Origin of the sequence: Micromonospora sp. WMMA1949 (genome assembly GCF_027460145.1) — a bacterium.
GTDB lineage: Bacteria > Actinomycetota > Actinomycetes > Mycobacteriales > Micromonosporaceae > Micromonospora.
This window is the reverse complement of record NZ_JAPZBG010000001.1, coordinates 6,392,575-6,409,151: the sequence shown is the minus strand read 5'-3', so window position 1 is coordinate 6,409,151 and position 16,577 is coordinate 6,392,575. Positions and strand designations below refer to the sequence as shown.

The following is a 16,577-nucleotide window of genomic DNA, read 5'->3' as shown; positions in this document are numbered from 1 at the left end:
CGACCACGGCCGCCCGTCCGAGGCGAAGACGGAGACGGTGGCGCCGACGTACCGGCGCCACCGTCTCGTACCGGTTGACCTCAGCCGCGTGCGGCCCAGTCGCCCAGGGCCCAGTCGCGGACCTCGGGCATGTCCTCCAGGTGTTCCACCACGTACGTCTCGTGGCGGTCGAGCTGACTGCGGCACCACGCCTTGAGGTCCGCCGCGCCGCGCGGGAGACGCTTGGCGTTGTTGATGGCGTCCATCACGAGGTGGTAGCGCGACGCCTTGTTGCGCACCGTCATGTCGAACGGGGTGGTGGTCGTGCCCTGCTCGATGAAGCCGCGCACGCGGAACCGGTCCGCGTCCGGGCGGCCGTGGACGAGCTGGTGGATCGCGCCCGGGTAGCCGTGGAACGAGAAGACCACGTCCACGTCGTCGGTGAACAGCTCGGTGAACAGGGTCTCGCTCATGCCGTGCGGGTGGTCCTTCGGCCGGACCAGCGTCATCAGATTGACGACGTTGACCACGCGCACCTTCAGACCGGGCAGCCGGTCCCGCAGGATCTGTGCCGCCGCGACGGTCTCCATGGTGACGACGTCACCGGCACAGGCGAGGACGATGTCGGGGTCGCTGGTGCCGTCGTCGGTGCCGGCCCACTCCCAGATTCCCGCGCCGCGGGCGCAGTGTTCGATCGCCTCGTCCATGGAGAGGTACTGCAGCTGCGGCTGCTTGTCGATGACGATCAGGTTGATGTACGACCGCGACCGGAAGCAGTGGTCGGCCACCGACAGCAGGGTGTTGGCGTCCGGCGGCAGGTAGACCCGGGCGACGTCGCCCCGCTGGGTGAGCACCACCTGGATCAGGCCCGGCCCCTGGTGGGAGAAGCCGTTGTGGTCGTTGCGCCACGCCGTCGAGGTGAGCAGCACGTTGAGGCTCGGCACCTTCGCGCGCCACGGCAGGTGCTTCGCCTCCTGCAACCACTTGCCGTGCTGCACCGTCTGGGAGGCGCTGACCATGGCGAATGCCTCGTAGGTGGCGAACATGCCGTGCCGGCCGGTCAGGTTGTAGCCCTCCAGCCAGCCGTGGCAGTTGTGCTCGCTGAGCACCTCCATGACCCGGCCGTCGCGGCTGATCGCCACGTCCTCCGGTGTCACCCGCTCCATGAAGGCGCGGTCGGAGACGTCGAAGACGCTGCCGAGGCGGTTGCTGTTGGTTTCGTCCGGACAGAACAACCGGAACCGGTCGGCGTTGCGCGTGTAGATGTCGCGGATCATCTCGCCCAGCTTGCGCGTCGACTCGGCCCGCTGCTGGGCCGGCCGGGGCACCTCGATCGCGTAGGAACGGAAGTCCGGCAGGTCCAGGTCCCGGGTCAGCAGCCCGCCGTTGGCGTGCGGGCTGGCGCTCATCCGCAGGTCACCGTCGGGGGCCTGGTCCCGGATCAGTTCCACCGGCGCGCCGGTGGAATCGAACAGCTCCTCGGGACCGTACGACCTGAGCCAGCGCTCCAGCAGCGCGAGGTGCTCCGGGTTGTCCTTGACGCCGGACAGCGGTACCTGGTGCGACCGCCACGTCCCGGTGACGGTGACCCCGTCGACGGTGTCCGGGCCGGTCCAGCCCTTGGGCGACCGCAGGATGATCAGCGGCCAGGTCGGGCGGGTTCCGTCCCAGGAACCGTCACGGGCGGCGGTCTGGATGTCGCGGATCCTCGTCCAGGCGGTGGCGAGGGCGGCGGCGAAGCGGTGGTGCATGCCGGGCAGGTCGGAGCCCTCGACCTCGATGACGTCGTAACCGTGGCCACGCAGGAGGTGGCGGACCTCCTCGGGGTCCTTGCGCCCCAGCACCGTGGGACCGGAGATCTTGGCGTCGTTGAGGTGCAGGATCGGCAGGACCGCGCCGTCGCGTCCGGGGTTGAGGAAGGACACGCCCTTCCAGGAGCCCTCCAGGGGCCCGGTCTCGGCCTCACCGTCGCCCACCACCGCGATGGCCAGCAGGTCCGGGTTGTCCATGACCGCGCCGAACGCGTGGACCAGGACGTAGCCCAGCTCACCGCCCTCGTGGATGGAGCCGGGGGTGGTCACCGACACGTGCGACGGGATGCCACCCGGGCTGGAGAACTGCCGGAACAGGCGCAGCATCCCGGCCTCGTCCTGGCTGACCGCCGGGTAGATCTCGCTGTAGGTGCCCTCCAGGTAGCCGGCGGCCACCAGCGCCGGGCCGCCGTGACCGGGACCGGCCAGGTAGATCGCCTGCTGGCCGGTGCGGCGGATGAGCCGGGACACGTGCGCGTAGATCAGGGACAGACCGGGGCTGGTTCCCCAGTGGCCGAGCAGACGCGGCTTGATGTGCTCGGCCGCCAGGGGCTCGCGCAGCAGCGGATTGCCCTGCAGGTAGATCTGCCCGATGGTCAGGTAGTTGTTCGCCCGCCACCACGCGTCCAGACCGGCGAGTTCGGTGTCGTCGAGTTCGGCGAGCGTACGGAGTTCGGATTCGACCGTGGTCACCGTGCTTCCTTTCACTGATCTCGTCCTGTCCGGACTCAGGTTAGGACCAAACGGGATCGGCCGCGGGGGGCCGCAGGCCGCAAGTCGAAGGACCTTCGGCCCTCGGCTGCGACCGCCGCGGCGCTCCGGGCGAGCACGTTCACGGCGTACCTTCCGCGCGTTGCTCGATGCCCAGCAGCCTCCGACCCTCCATGATCAGGCTGCCCGGGTCCACCACCAGGCGGTACCCGGCCCGGCCCGGCCCCGGCGTGCCGCCTACGAGATCCGGTTACGGCTGATGAGCCGGGTGCCCGCGCCGTCCGGCCGGAGGTGGAAGCCCCACACCCAGATGCCGTCGGCGGACCGGAACACAAGCGTCCGCCACGCGGGCGTGCCGGTGGCTACGTGACCCGTTGCCGGGGCCGGCGAGGTGCGGGTGCGGCGCCGCGGCCGGGCTCGCGCTTGGCCCGCTGGATCTGCTCGTAGACGTGGGTCCGCAGTTCGGTGAACCGGGGCAGGGCCCGGGTGGTGAGCTGGTCGCGTTCCCGCGGGAGGTCGATCGCCAGGTCCTCCTGCACCCGGGTCGGCGAGTTCGACAGGACGAGCACGCGCTGGCCCAGGTACACCGACTCGTCGATGTCGTGCGTCACGAACACAGTGGAGATCCCGCGGGTCAGGTGCAGTTCGCGGACGAGATCCTCCAGGTCCGCGCGGGTCTGCGCGTCCACCGCGGCGAACGGCTCGTCCATGATCAGCACTTCCGGCTGGTACGCGATGGCGCGGGCGATCGCCACCCGCTGCTGCATCCCGCCGGACAGCTGCCACGGGTGGCTGCGCGCCGACTCCGGCAGCCCGACCGCTTGGAGGGCGTCGTCGACCCTCCGGGCACGTTCGGCGCGGGAGAGCTTCTTGTGGCGCAGCGGAAGCTCCACGTTGCCGCGGACCGTCAGCCACGGGTAGAGGCTGCGGCCGTACTCCTGGAAGACCACCGCCATCGCCGGGCTCGGGCCCGTCACCGGCGATCCCTCCATCTCGACGAGGCCGCTGGTGGGCCGGAGCAGCCCGGCGAGACACTTCAGGAGGGTGGTCTTCCCGCAGCCCGAGGGACCGACGACGCACAGCAGCTCACCCGGGTCCATGGTGAAGCTGAGATCCCCGATCGCCTCGACCTCGCCCCGGCCGGAGGCGTAGACCTTCCGCAGGTGCTCGACCCGCAGCAGCGGGCTTCCGTCAGGCACGGGTGACCTCCTTCATTCCGTGGTACCAGCGCAGGACACGGCGTTCGACGACACCGAAGACCACGGCGAGGACGACGCCGATGAGGCCGAGCAGGAGGATGCCGCTCCACATCTCCGCGATGAGGTAGTTCCGCTGGAAGTAGGCGATCCGGTAACCGAGGCCGGCCGACGACGCGAACATCTCCGAGATCACCATGAGGATCAGGGCCACCGAGAGCGCCTGCCGTACGCCGGTCATGATGCGCGGACTCGCCGACGGGAGGATCAGCCGCCACAGCCGGTCCCACCGGGAGATCCGGAACGAGTACGCGGTCTCGGTCATCACGCTGTCGGTCGCCCGTACGCCTTCGATCGTGTTCAGCAGGATCGGCCAGATCGCGCCGGAGGTGATGACGACCACCTTCATGGTGTCGGTGATGCCGAGCAGGAGCATCGCGACCGGGATCAGCACGGGCGGCGGAATCGCGCGGAAGAACTCCAGCAGTGGCTCGAGGATCTCGCGGAGCGGGCGGAGCCGGCCGATGACGACGCCGGCGGCGACGCCGAGGAGGATCGACGCGAACAGGCCGATCATGAGCCGGTACAGACTCGGCAGGACGTCGTCGACGAACGCCGGGCCGATCCAGGTCTGCCGGAACGCGTCGAGGAGCGCGCGGGGGCCGACGAGGAACCGGTTCGTCGACCGGGTGGACCAGACGGCCCAGAGCCCCACGAGCAGGACGGGCAACCCGACCGCCGACAGGACGTTCTCGGCGACCCTGACGCCCAGGTCGCGGGGACGGGCCCGGCCCGCGCCGAGGGCGGTCACCGGGCCGCCTCGTCCCCGAGCACCGACTGGTGCCAGGCCAGCGAGCGGCGTTCGACGAAACGGAACACCACGTTCACCAGCAGGCCGAGGAGCCCGGTGACCACGACGAGGCCGTACAGGCCGACGGCGTCCCCGGAGGAGCGGGAGAGCTCGATCGAACGCCCCAGGCCGGGATTCCCGATCACCATCTCCGCGGTGACGGCCAGGATGAGAGCGACAGCCGCGCCGAGGCGCAGGCCGGTCATCAGGTACGGCAGCGCGGTCGGCAGGACCAGATAGCGCAGGCGCTCGGCGCGGGTGAGGCCGAAGCTTCGCGCGGTGTCCCGGGCGACGGTGTCGACGTCGGCGACACCGTAGATCACCTGCACGAACACCTGCCAGAACGCCGCGTAGACGATGATGACGAGTGCGGCGCGCATCTGCAGGCCGAACATCAGCACGGCGAGGGGGATCAGCGCGACCGACGGCACCGGTCGCAGGAACTCGACTGTCGTGTGCGTGGCGCGACGCAGGAACGGCACCATCCCGACCACGGTCCCCAGTGCCACAGCCGCGAGCGTGGCCAGCGCCAGGCCGATCGCCCACGACGTCATGGTGAGCCGCAGCCGCCGCCAGAACGCCAGGTCACGGACCTCCTGGACCAGCCGGCCGAACACGTCGGTGGCGTACGGCAGGTCGTGCGGGTCGACCAGTCCCAGCGTCGGGATCAGTTGCCAGACGACGAGGAACCCCAGCAGGCCCACGGCACCCAGCAGGATCTTGCGCATCGGCGGGCTACTGCTGCTGGATGAGGCGGTCGAAGTCGGGTCGCCGGTCGAGGACGCGGTACTTCTGGGCGAGCGTCGCCAGTTGTTCCAGGCCGGCCCGGTCGAGCTCCCATCCGAATGCGGGGAGCCGGACGGAGTCCGCCACCGGTTCCGGAAGCTCGAGGTTGTCCTTGATGGCCTGGCGGAGGTCCTTCTCGTTCGCCGGATCCTTGGCCCAGGTGAGCGTCTTCTTCATCGCCGCCGAGAAGTCCGCGACCAGGGAGGCGTCGGAGTCGGTCAGCTTGCTCGACGTGATCGTCGTCAGGGTGGTGAGCCCGGGGACGGTGGCCTGGTACGGGGCGACCACGAGGACGTCACCGCGCTTGCGCATCTGGGTGATGAACGGCTCGGTCACCCAGGCGGCGTCGATGTTGCCGGCGGCGAGCTGGGCCGGCGCGTCCGGGAAGGCCACCTCGACGAACTTGATTTTGGTGGGATCGCCGCCGTCCTTCTCGACCGCCGCCATGATCGTGACGTCGCCGGCCGCGCCCAGGCTGTTCACCGACACCTTGCGCCCCGCGAGCTGGGCCGGCCGGGTGATGCCGGACTTCCCCGACGCCACCACGGCGTTGATGTCGTCACCGTCGGCATAGGACGACGCGTAGTTCCCGATGATCACCACACCGAGGTTCTGCAGGTCGGCGCGGAACGGGCCGAACGGCTGACCGATGGCGAAGTCGATGTCGCCGTTGATCAGTGCCGGGATGGCCTGGGCGCCACCCTGCGCGGGCACCACCTCCACGTCGAGCCCCTGCTCCCGGAAGATGCCCGCCTTGATGCCGCCCCACAGCGCGGCGGTCTCGCTGATCGGCAGCGCCGCCACGCGGACCTTCCGCAGGTCGCCGCTCGCCCCGGGGGACGGATCGGTGGCGTCGGAGTCCGTACAGCCGGTCAGGGCGATCGCGACGCCGGCGAGAACAGCGAGGGCGGTGACCTTCTTCATGGACGAGCCCTTCCGTGCGAACCGCTGGTGCATCCGGAGGAGTGAGGGCCGGTGAGGAGAGGTGAACCATCCGACCGCGTCGATCAGAATCATGCAGAGGTGATTGATTGTCAAGAATTCTGATAAGCGAATCGCATTGCGCGCGGAGCGGCCCGACGTCGATGCGAATAGGTCTTGACGCGTGACGATTTTGTGACCAAACTGTGCGGTTGGTGGCACGGTGGCGAAGGGAGCGACGACTTGGCGATCGTGATCGTGGGCGCTGGTATCGGTGGCCTGACCACCGCGCTCAGCCTGCATCAAGCCGGCTTCCGTGACATCGCCGTCTACGAGCGCGCCGCCGCGCTGCGCCCACTCGGCGTCGGGATCAATCTGCTTCCGCACGCCGTCCGAGAGCTGACCGAATTGGGCCTCGGCGAACGCGTGGAAAGGCTGGGCGCCGCGCCCGGAACCCTTGCCTACTACAACCGCTACGGTCAGCAGATCTGGAGCGAGCCGCGCGGACGGGATGCCGGATATCGCTGGCCGCAGCTTTCCGTGCACCGCGGCCGGTTCCAGATGGAACTGCTCGACGTGGTGCGGGAACGGCTCGGGGCCGACGCGGTGCGCACCGGGCACCGGCTGGTCGGCATCCGGGACGGCGTCGCGCGCTTCGAGACGGCAGCGGGGGAGGTGGGCGTCGCGGGTGACCTGATCGTCGGAGCGGACGGCATCCACTCCGAGCTGCGCCGGCAGCATCATCCCGGCGAGGGAGCGCCACTCTGGAACGGGCTGACGCTGTGGCGGGGGACGGCGCGGGCACCCGGGTTCCTTGACGGACGGACCATGATCATGGCGGGGGACGCGGAACAGAAGTTCGTCGCGTACCCGATCGGCGCCGGCCTGATCAATGTGGTCGCCGAGCGGCGCGGCCCCGGTTTCGCCGGGCCCAACGCGGACTGGAACCGGGCGGTCGACCCCGCGCCGGTCGTGTCCCTCTTCGCCGACTGGCGTTTCCCCTGGCTCGACGTGCCGAAGCTGCTGGCCGCCGCCGACGAGATCCTCGAATACCCCATGGTGGACCGCGATCCGATCGACACGTGGACCCACGGGAACACGACGCTGCTCGGGGACGCGGCACACCCGATGTATCCCAACGGCTCCAACGGGGCGTCGCAGGCGATCCTCGACGCGCGTACCCTCGCCCTCCACCTCGCCACCGCGCCGACGGTGCGGGCGGCGCTCGACGCCTACGAGGCGGACCGGCGGCCGGCGACCACCGCGCTCGTGCTGAGCAACCGGCGGCAGGGCCCGGAACAGGTGATGGTGCTCGCCCGCGAGCGCGCGCCGGACGGGTTCGACCACATCCACGACGTCATTCCGCCGGAGGAGCTGACCGAGATCGCCACCGGGTACAAGAAGGCGGCCGGCTTCCTGCCCGCCGACCTCAACGCACGGGCCTCCCTGACGCCGACGGTCTTCTCGGGCGTCCTGCCGTGACCGGCCCGGAACCGCCCGAGCTGGACGCGGCGCGCCTGGCGTCGGTGATCTCCCCGCTGCGCCGCACGCTGCTCGCCGCCGCCCGGGCCGCCGAGCACCTGCCGGAGATCCCGGACGCGCAGATCGAGATCGTGCGGGCTTTGCCCCGGGGCACCGTGTCCGGCCCCGGCGAGCTGGCCGAACGACTCCGGCTGAGCCGCTCGACGGTCAGCAACCTCCTGACCACGATGGAGGGCAACGGTCTCGTCGAGCGACGCCCCCGTCCCGGCAACCACCGCCACGTCGACGTCCTCGCCACCCCGAAGGCCCTCGACCTGTTCGACCGCTTCGACCTGGCGAGCGGAGAGCTGGTCGCCCGCGCCGCGGCCACCTTGCCGGCGGAGGACCGCGCGGCCCTCGCCGCCGCGGTGCCCGCGCTGGAACGCCTCCGCGACGCCCTCGCGCAGACCAAGGACACCCCATGAGTACGCGCCGACGCGCCGTCCGCCGCGCCGAGCAGCCGGGTGGGGCCCGGTGAGCGCCCCGCCGGTTCCCGGTCTGGAGGCCGCGTTCGAGGTGGAGGTCCGGCTCGGCGTGCTGGAGGACCACGGGGTGACCCGCGCGGGCCACCGCCGCGTGGTGCCCGTCGTCGGCGGCCGGGTCACCGGCCTGTTCGAGGCCGACATCCTTCCCGGCGGTGCCGACTGGCAACTGGTTCGTCCCGACGGCGCGATCGAGATCGACACCCGCTACTCGGCGCGCACCGCAGACGGCGGTCACGTCTACCTCCGGACGTTCGGCGTCCGCAGCGGCCGCCCGGAGGTCCTCGAAGCCCTGCTGCGCGGCGACGCCGTCGACCCCGCCGAGTACTACTTCCGGCTGGGCGTACGACTGGAGACGTCGGTGCCCGCGTTGGCGGTCCTGGAGCAGAGCGTCTTCGTGGCGTCGGCGATCCGTGAGGCCGACCGGGTGCGCTACACCGCCTACCGCGTCACGTAGGTGTTCCCGGGCGGCGCGTCGGGCGCGTTCGCCCTCCCCGTGCCCGGCCGCCGTGATATCCCATCTACTATGCGCCTTTAGTAGACGCTGGTGTCGGGGCGGACGCCACGCGCCGGGCCGGACGTGCGGAGGGGATGGGATGGGACGCGCTCACCCGCTGCTGCGGCTGGCGCTGTTCGTCGCCGTGACGTTCGGGGTGTTCGGCATGCACACCTTCGGCCACCCGGCCGGACCCGACGCCGCCCACGCCAGCGCCGTACACGCCGGCCACGCGGCCGACGTCGGCCGCGAGATCGCCGCCGCGCCCGACGCCGCACACGGTGACGACGGCCCGGCCGGGCACCGCGACGGGACGCACGTGTTCACCGTGTGCCTGGCGGTGCTGGGCGGCGCCCTCGTCCTCGGCGCCCTGTCCCTGCTGTGGCGGCCCCGCCGCGGCACCGGCACGCCGACCGGTCCTCGGTCACGCGGACCCGGCCCGGACCGGGGTCCACCCCGCCCGCCCATCGGGCTGGTGCTGCGAGCCGTCACGGTCCTGCGCACGTGAGGAGAGCCCGGTCCGGCGTCTCGCCCGGACCCGACGACTCCGTTCCGGCACACCTCACGACAAGGACCACGTACTGATGAAACCGACCATCCTGCGCCGCGCCGCCCTCGCGGGCGTCGCCCTGTCCGCCCTGCTCGCCACCGCCGCCTGCGGTGGCGCGGACGACACCGGCGGCATGACGCACGGCACCGGCAGCAGTTCCGCGGCGGGTACCTCGGCCTCGGCCGACGCCACGGTCAACGACGCGGACGTGATGTTCGCCCAGATGATGATCCCGCACCACCAGCAGGCGGTGACGATGGCCGACCTGGCCTCGACGCGCGTGAGCGACCCCGAACTGAAGGACCTGGCCGCAAAGATCAAGGCGGCGCAGGATCCGGAGATCGCCACCATGAAGGGGTGGCTCACGGCTTGGGGTAAGCCCACGGACCTGCCCAGCGACCACAGCATGCCCGGCATGAGCGCCACGCCCGGGCACGGCATGCCGGGGATGGACGCGGGGATGCCCGGCATGATGTCCGAGCAGCAGATGAAGGACCTCGCCGCGGCGAAGGGCCCCGCGTTCGACAAGATGTTCGCCGAGATGATGATCGCCCACCACAAGGGCGCCATCGACATGGCCAGGACCGAGCAGGCCGACGGGAGCAACCCCGAGGCCAAGGCGCTGGCCGCCAGAATCGCCTCGGACCAGGCCGCCGAGGTGCAGACCCTGCAGAAGATCCTCGACCGCCTGTAGACGGCCGGGTGCGGCCGGTCCCGGCGTCGGGACCGGCCGCATCGCCACGACACCTGACGTACCCTGACCGGCACGAAGGGAGAGCACGTGGCGGAACTGGGCAGACTCGAATCGTCGGTGATGGAGGTCCTGTGGCGTGCCCCCGAGCCCGTGCTCGTGCGTGACGTCCTCGACGCGGTGACCACCGACCGGGTCCTGGCGTACACGACGGTGCTCACCGTGCTGGACAACCTGCACCGCAAGGGCTGGGCCGTACGCGAGAAGGACGGCAAGGCCTACCGCTACCGGGCCGCCGGCACCCGCGAGGAGATCATCGCGCGGACACTGCGCCGGGTCGTCGAGACGAGCACCCACCCCGACCTGGTGCTCCTGCACTTCGCCCGGTCCGCCTCCGACCGCGAGCTGCACATCCTGCGGCAGGTCCTCGACGAGCGGGAGTCCGAGGCGTGAGCCTCGCGCTCGCCCTCGTCACGGGCGCGGCGGTCGTCGCCTGGTGTGGCCCCGCCGCGTTGCGGCTGTGCTTCCGGCGCGTCGCCGACCCCGTCGCGATGCTGCTCGGCTGGCTCGGCCTGATCGTCGCGGTGACCGGTACCTTCGTCCTCGCCACCGTGATGCTCCTCGCCCCCGGCAGCACCCGGCAGTGGGCGCTGCACGACCTCGCCCGCATCTGCTGGCACTGGGCGCAACCCACCCGGCCGCCCGCGGTCGACGAGATCGTCGGGGCGACCGGAGCGCTGTTCCTGCTGGTCGTGCTCGCCCGGTTCACGGTGACGTGCACCCGCCGGGCGATGCGTGCCCACCGTGCTCGCCGCGCCCACGCCGACCTGCTGACGCTCGCCGGCGGTCCCTCGGAGCGCGGCGAGGCGCCGGTGCTGTGGATCCCGCACCCGACCCCGATGGCCTACAGCCTCGGCGGGTCCGGCGGGCTGACGGTCCTGGCCAGCGCCGCCGGTGACCTGCCGGCGGACCAACTCGCCGCGGTGCTCAGCCACGAGCGGGCACACCTGCGGGAGCGTCACCATCTCCTGGTGGCCGCCGTGGAAGGGCTCGCCGCCGCCGTGCCGTGGCTGCCCCTGACCCGCCAGGCGCCCGCGGCAGTGCGCCTGCTCGTCGAACTGCGCGCCGACGCCGCCGCCGTCCGCGAATGCGGCCCGACCGCCGTTCGCGACGCGCTGCTCACCTTCGCCGGCGCGCCGCGCCCGCCGTCCGCGCTGTCGATGGCCGGCGCCGACGTGGCCATCCGGCTGCAGCGCCTCCAGGGACGCCGCCCGCACCGCCGCAACCTGGTCGCCCGCGCGCTGCTCGCCTCGACCGCCCTGGCGGCACCCCTGGGCGCCGGCGTGGTCACCGGCATCCTGTTCTGCCTGTAGACCTCGGGACGCCCCGGCGGCGGATCCGACTACATGCCGGTGTTGACCAGGATCGCGGTGACCAGCAGGACGGCGACCATCAGCACCGCCTCCGCCAGCACCGTGCGGCGCAGGCGACGCATGCCCTCCGGGGTGGGGTCGTCCAGCCGGGGCACCACCCGTCTGCTGTTGTAGAGCCCGACGACGGCGACGACCGCCACCAACGCGACCTTGACCAGGAGCACCCGTCCCCATCCGGTGCTCACCAGTTGACCGGGCCGGTCCAGGATCGCCAGCGTCAATGCGGCACCGGCGAAGCCCGTGAGCGTCACCGCCGCGGTGGCCGGAACGGAGAACCGCACCGCCATCTCGGCGGCGCCCGTCGGCACACCGAGGCGCGCACGTCCCAGCAGCAGCGCCGCCAGGAGCAGAACGCCGCCGACCCACACCGCCGCGGCGACGGTGTGCGCCACGTCCGCGGCCACGACGATCGCCCGTGGCCCGGCGGTGACGGTGTGCCCGTCGAACAGGAACGAACCGAGCAGCAGCGCCACCGTGACGCCGAGGAGCACCGGCCGGACCGCTCGCGCGCGTACCCGCTGGACCTCGTCGCCGCTCATCTCAGCGGCGGGCGGCACGACAAGAGGGCGAGGGGCGGTGGGGATCGCGGCGACTGTCACCAAGGCGTGCCGCCCGACCGCGTGCCGGCCCCGGATCAGCGCTGCCTCCAGGGAACCTGCCACGAGCAGCCCGGCCGCGCCGGCGATCCGCAGACCCAGTCCGGCGGCCACCGGCGTACGGCCGAGCGCGGTCAGCGCCTGCACGCTGACCGCCGAGGCGAGACCGCCCCCGCCGAACACGGCCGCCAGCGCCGCCAGTTCGAGCAGTACGCCGGCCACCACGGTCAGCCCGGCGACGCGGACCCAGACCTGGACCAGCCGGATGTCGCTGCGCGTACCCACGAGTGTGGTCAGCGCGAAGACGAGGCCACCCACACCGAGCAGGATCGCCCCGTAGGACAGCCAGCGCCCCGCCGTGCCGACGAACCGCACCGGACCCTGGTCGGCGTCGGCGGTGTGACCCACCGCGTGCCCGCCGGAGTGGGCCGGCGGCGACGCCGAGGGAACCGCTGGTGCGCCGTGACCGGCGTGCCCGTGGGAACCGGTGGTGGGGCGAGGGGTGGCGGTGGCGCCGGGTGCCGCGGCGTCCGGGACCACCGTGAACGTGACCGTTCCGGTCAGCGGGTGGGCGTCCGGGGCGGCCACGGTCCAGCGCAGCGTGAACTTCCCGTCGGTCAACGCGGCGGCGGGGTGGACCAGCCACGTGCGGCCCCCGTCGGGGGTGTGACTGGTCGCCGGCACGGCCGTACCGTCGCGGGAGAGCCGGAAGCCGGCCCCGGTGGGCGTGCCGGGGGCGCTGAACGTCAGCCGGATCTCCCCGACCGCGCCGTCCACGCGCGCGCCGTCCGCCGGCACGGCCTTGAGCAGCTTGAAGTGCGCGGCGGCGGGCGAGGCGAATCCGAGCACCACGAACATGGCGGGACAGCACGCCAGCCACACGAGCAGCAGCCATCGCGCCGCGCCGCGCGCCGTAAACCGATGACGCCGCGGGAATGGCACCGCTGATCCCTTCGCCGTGGAGCCGGCGCCCATCGCCCCGACCTGATGCGGTCGCCATCCTAAGGGAACTACTAGCGGTTGGTAGTAGAGCGCGCGGCCGACCGGGTGTGCTGCGCCGCCTACCGCGTCGGGGAAATGCTTCCGGGGGCGTGGGAAGCCCTGGGCCTCAGGCCTGCACTCCCGCGTAGATCCACGGCACGATCAGCGTGTACGCGAGGACGAGCGCGGCGACGGTGACCACCGGCGTGCCGACGAGCACCACCGTCGATGCCACCCGGACCCGGGTACGCAGCACCTTGTGCATGTCGGGGGTGCGCGCCAGCACGAGCAGCGCGGTGACCCACGTGGCGAGGCCGACAGTGGCGACGATGCCGAGCCACGACAGCAACACCACGACGTTGGTCCCGAACCGATCGCCCGCGTCGCTGCCGTACTGCAGCAGGTAATCCCTGTTCCGCGCCCCGGTCACGACGGTGACGCCCGCGAACGCGGTGAGGGCGACGGACCACAGGGCGGCGAATCCGACGGCGGTGTCCCGCAGCCGGGTGCGGGTACGCTGCGCTGCCTCGTCGAGTACGGCCATGCACGGATGGTAGGCCACCGGTGGTTCACCGGATCGGCGCGCGTTCCAGGGCGCGCTTGTCCGGCTTTCCGCTCGGTCCCACCGGCACCCGGTCGATCCACCGGATCGTCCGCGGGACCGACGCCTCTCCCAGCGCCTCGGCTACCAGGGCGCGCAGCCGTCCGGCATCCGGTGTGTGACCGGCGGCCGGCACCACGTACGCGTGCACCGCCTCCCCGGTCGCGTCGTCGGGACGGCCGACCACGTACGCCTCGGCGACTGTGGGATCGGCGGCGAGGACCCGCTCGATCGGTCCCGCGTACACCAGGTTGGCGTGCACGATGACGACGTCCCGGATCCGGCCGAGCAGGTGCAGGTAGCCGTCGCCGTCGAGCCGGGCCAGGTCGCGGGTGCGGACCCAGCCGTCGGTGAACACCTCGGCGCTCTCGGCCGGATCGTTCCAGTACGCGGCGGCCTGCGCCGGTGTGCGGACGAACAGCTCGCCCTCGGTGGCGGGACGGCCGTCGGCGTCCCGGATGGACAGAGCGGTCACCGGGGGAGGCCGGCCGACCGAGGCGAGCGTGGCCGGCGACGCCAGCATCTCGGCCGGCGTCACCATCGTGATCATGCCGGTCTCGGTCTGGCCGTAGCCGTGGAAGACCACCGGGCCGAGCACGTCGAGCGCCTCGGCGAGCCGGCCCGGCGCGAGCGGAGAGCCGGAGACCAGCAGAGCCCGCAGGCTGCTCAGGTCGACCGGGTCGGCGCGCTGGTCCCGCACGAGCTGGTACAGCTTGCCCACGGTGATCACGCTCGCGGTGGCCCGGTGCCGGGCGATCATGCCGGGGAAACCCGGGGGCCGGGCCGCGACCAGGGTGCCGCCCGCGGCCAGGGTGAGGATGCCGTACTCCAGCATCACCTGGCTGCTCAGCGAACCGAAGACGAGGTAACGCTGGAGTCGGGTGGCGAGGTCCGCGATGGCCGGCGGCCAGCGATCCGGGTACGGCGCCCAGGCGGCGCTCATCGCCGCGTACGTCTGCGCGCAGCCCTTCGGACTGCCGGTGCTGCCGCTGGTCCAGATGATCCGGGCCACGTCGTCCGGGCGTCCGGCGGCGATGAGCGGGCCTCCGTCGTCGGGCGTTCGTGCCAGTTCGGCGACCCGGGCGTCGTCGACCGACAGCGTGTTCTCGCCGAGCTGCCAGCCGCGGTGGGCCGGGCTCAGGTCGGGGCGGATCCCGGAGACCCGGGCGCCGACGGCGAACGCCGCGATGATCGTCGCGAACGCCTCAGCGGTGACACCGAGCCGCAGGGCCACCCCGACGCCGGGGCCGGCCCCGGCGGCGCGGAGCCCGGCGGCGACGCGCCGGACCAGCCGGTACATCTGGGCCGTGGTGACGGTCCGTTCGCCCTCCTCGAACACCGGCCGGTCGTCACCGGCGGCGAGCAGGTCCAGCACGGGCTGCGGCCAGACCTCAGCCGGCATCGGAGAGGACGCCCTTGACGAAGAGCACGAGTGGCTGGTGGTGCACGTCCGGCAGATTCCAGTGGTTCTCCAGGTTCTCCGCGAGGTGGTGCGCCGCGACGACCCGGCCGCCGCGGTGGACCCGGACGACCGGGTGCAGGTAGCTGGCGTCGTGCGCGTGCGCGGCGTCGTTCTCGGCGATCCGCGGCACCGTGATGTCGAACGGGTCGACCTGGTCGTGGTCCGGCCCGTACTCCAGGGTGACCACGAACGCGAACAGCTCCGCACCCAGGCCGCCGTCGTGCACGTACGCGACGGGCACCTCCTCGTGGTAGCGCGCGGTGTCGCCGTCGATGACGACCACGTCGCCGAGGACGGCGAACTGCTGCCACAGCGCCGACGTCCGGTTGATCCGCTCGATGATCGCGTCGGCGATCGCCTCCGGGGTGACCTCCAGCGACCGGGCCGGCCACGGCGTGCCGTGGTGGCGGGCGTCGAGGATCCGGTGCAGGGCGCGCACGCCGTACCGGAAGCCGTGGATGAACCCGTTCGTCGAGCGCTTGAAGTCGCGCTGCTGGGTGAGCGTGCCGGCGAAGTAGAGGCCTGGCACGTTCACCGACTCGTACGCCGAGGTCTGCTCGGGGAAGCGGTCGTTGATGACGAGCCGGGGCCGGGCGGACGGGTCGAAGATGGTGGCGTCGAACCGGAACCCGGTGCAGAGGATGACCCGGTCGTAGTCGACCTGCCGGATCGCCTCGACGGTGCGGGCGTACCGGAAGTCGATCCGGAAGCCGCCGTCGTCGCGCCGGGCGATCCGCTCCACGGTGCCGTCGAGGACCGCGTTCTGCGACTTGAGCTGGTACGTGTCGAGGAAGTTGTTGTTCACCGCGCGCAGGTGCCCGACGTAGTGCGACTGCCACGCCAGCTTGATCGAGTGCGGGCCGGCGACGTGGATGACAGCTGCCGTCTCGACGAGCGCGTCAGCGGTCTCGAAGGCGGAGTTGCCCTTGCCGATGATGAGGACACGCTGGTCGGTGAAGTCGTCCGGGTCGACGCTGACGGTGTCGTACCGCTCGGCGAACTCGGCGCCCTCGATCGGCGGCACGTACAGCTGGGACACGCCGGTGGCGACGACCACCCGGCGGGCGGTGAGGGTGTCGTCTCCGGCGTGGACGGTGAACAGGTCACCGTCGCGCGCGACCCGGGAGACCCGGGTGTCGTACCTGATCCGCAGGCCGCGGGCGGCGTCGGCGAGGTAGCGCACCAGGTCCGCGGCGTCCGGGAAGTAGCGCCGGCTGTAGTTCTTGAACAGCAGCGCCGGATCGTCCGTGAGCAGCGAGTTCCAGTCCGCGCGCAGGTTGAACTCCGGATCGTCGGAGCCGGTCCAGACCTTGTTGATCGAGATGAGCTTCCGGTGCCGGGGATAGGTGGCGAAGAACGTGCCCGGCGACGGGCCGGCCTCCAGGACCAGATAGTCGCGGCCGTCGCGATCGAGCAGGTGAGCGAGCTGCAGCCCGGCCGGTCCGGCTCCGATGATCAGATAGTCGAGCGTCATGCGCCGCAACGTAGCGACTCGATCTCAGAGCGTTCT

General features: G+C 71.8%; 16 protein-coding genes. 7 read left to right on the top strand and 9 right to left on the bottom strand.

What is annotated here, in order from left to right; translation table 11 throughout:
• Nucleotides 1-80: 80 nt before the first annotated feature.
• The 5 genes from O7607_RS29975 to O7607_RS29955 all read right to left on the bottom strand — a co-directional run bounded on the left by O7607_RS29975 (nucleotide 81) and on the right by O7607_RS29955 (nucleotide 6,257).
• Nucleotides 81-2,483 carry a phosphoketolase family protein gene (locus O7607_RS29975; protein ID WP_269706811.1) on the bottom strand — a complete coding sequence of 801 codons (2,403 nt, stop codon included), beginning with the start codon at nucleotides 2,481-2,483 and terminating at the stop codon, nucleotides 81-83.
• A 380-nt stretch (nucleotides 2,484-2,863) separates the two neighbouring features.
• The gene (locus O7607_RS29970; protein ID WP_269706810.1) at nucleotides 2,864-3,700 is read right to left on the bottom strand and encodes an ABC transporter ATP-binding protein; all 837 of its coding nucleotides are present in this window, start codon (nucleotides 3,698-3,700) and stop codon (nucleotides 2,864-2,866) included.
• On the bottom strand, nucleotides 3,693-4,508 hold the full coding sequence (locus O7607_RS29965; RefSeq protein ID WP_269706809.1) for an ABC transporter permease: 816 nt from the start codon (nucleotides 4,506-4,508) through the stop codon (nucleotides 3,693-3,695). The genes O7607_RS29970 and O7607_RS29965 overlap by 8 nt, the downstream gene beginning before the upstream one ends.
• Nucleotides 4,505-5,275 carry an ABC transporter permease gene (locus O7607_RS29960; RefSeq protein ID WP_269706808.1) on the bottom strand — a complete coding sequence of 257 codons (771 nt, stop codon included), beginning with the start codon at nucleotides 5,273-5,275 and terminating at the stop codon, nucleotides 4,505-4,507. The genes O7607_RS29965 and O7607_RS29960 overlap by 4 nt, the downstream gene beginning before the upstream one ends.
• A gap of 7 nt (nucleotides 5,276-5,282) precedes the next feature.
• Nucleotides 5,283-6,257, bottom strand: a complete 975-nt coding sequence (locus O7607_RS29955) for an ABC transporter substrate-binding protein (protein ID WP_269706807.1) — start codon at nucleotides 6,255-6,257, stop codon at nucleotides 5,283-5,285.
• 249 nt (nucleotides 6,258-6,506) lie between these two features.
• Here O7607_RS29955 and O7607_RS29950 point away from each other — a divergent pair, with 249 nt between their 5' ends.
• From O7607_RS29950 to O7607_RS29920, 7 genes are all read left to right on the top strand, one after another.
• Entirely contained in the window at nucleotides 6,507-7,736 is a 1,230-nt protein-coding gene (locus tag O7607_RS29950; protein WP_269707117.1) for a flavin-dependent oxidoreductase, read from the top strand.
• Complete coding sequence (locus tag O7607_RS29945) at nucleotides 7,733-8,200, top strand: MarR family winged helix-turn-helix transcriptional regulator (RefSeq protein ID WP_269706806.1); 468 nt, start codon at nucleotides 7,733-7,735, stop codon at nucleotides 8,198-8,200. The genes O7607_RS29950 and O7607_RS29945 overlap by 4 nt, the downstream gene beginning before the upstream one ends.
• 49 nt (nucleotides 8,201-8,249) lie before the next feature.
• Nucleotides 8,250-8,714, top strand: a complete 465-nt coding sequence (locus O7607_RS29940) for a DUF3237 family protein (RefSeq protein WP_269706805.1) — start codon at nucleotides 8,250-8,252, stop codon at nucleotides 8,712-8,714.
• A gap of 139 nt (nucleotides 8,715-8,853) precedes the next feature.
• A complete protein-coding gene (locus tag O7607_RS29935) occupies nucleotides 8,854-9,261 on the top strand; it encodes a DUF6153 family protein (protein ID WP_269706804.1) in 408 nt (135 codons plus the stop codon).
• A gap of 76 nt (nucleotides 9,262-9,337) precedes the next feature.
• A complete protein-coding gene (locus O7607_RS29930) occupies nucleotides 9,338-9,997 on the top strand; it encodes a DUF305 domain-containing protein (RefSeq protein WP_269706803.1) in 660 nt (219 codons plus the stop codon).
• A gap of 87 nt (nucleotides 9,998-10,084) precedes the next feature.
• Nucleotides 10,085-10,447, top strand: a complete 363-nt coding sequence (locus O7607_RS29925) for a BlaI/MecI/CopY family transcriptional regulator (RefSeq protein WP_269706802.1) — start codon at nucleotides 10,085-10,087, stop codon at nucleotides 10,445-10,447.
• Complete coding sequence (locus O7607_RS29920; protein WP_269706801.1) at nucleotides 10,444-11,367, top strand: M56 family metallopeptidase; 924 nt, start codon at nucleotides 10,444-10,446, stop codon at nucleotides 11,365-11,367. Before O7607_RS29925 ends, O7607_RS29920 begins: the two co-directional genes overlap by 4 nt.
• A 29-nt stretch (nucleotides 11,368-11,396) precedes the next feature.
• Here O7607_RS29920 and O7607_RS29915 read toward each other — a convergent pair whose 3' ends face one another.
• From O7607_RS29915 to O7607_RS29900, 4 genes are all read right to left on the bottom strand, one after another.
• Entirely contained in the window at nucleotides 11,397-12,881 is a 1,485-nt protein-coding gene (locus O7607_RS29915; protein ID WP_332367338.1) for a copper resistance CopC/CopD family protein, read from the bottom strand.
• A 250-nt stretch (nucleotides 12,882-13,131) separates the two neighbouring features.
• Complete coding sequence (locus O7607_RS29910) at nucleotides 13,132-13,548, bottom strand: hypothetical protein (RefSeq protein ID WP_269706799.1); 417 nt, start codon at nucleotides 13,546-13,548, stop codon at nucleotides 13,132-13,134.
• Nucleotides 13,549-13,573: 25 nt separating this feature from the next.
• The gene (locus O7607_RS29905) at nucleotides 13,574-15,007 is read right to left on the bottom strand and encodes a class I adenylate-forming enzyme family protein (protein WP_269706798.1); all 1,434 of its coding nucleotides are present in this window, start codon (nucleotides 15,005-15,007) and stop codon (nucleotides 13,574-13,576) included.
• On the bottom strand, nucleotides 14,997-16,541 hold the full coding sequence (locus tag O7607_RS29900) for an NAD(P)-binding domain-containing protein (protein ID WP_269706797.1): 1,545 nt from the start codon (nucleotides 16,539-16,541) through the stop codon (nucleotides 14,997-14,999). The genes O7607_RS29905 and O7607_RS29900 overlap by 11 nt, the downstream gene beginning before the upstream one ends.
• Nucleotides 16,542-16,577 lie beyond the last annotated feature (36 nt).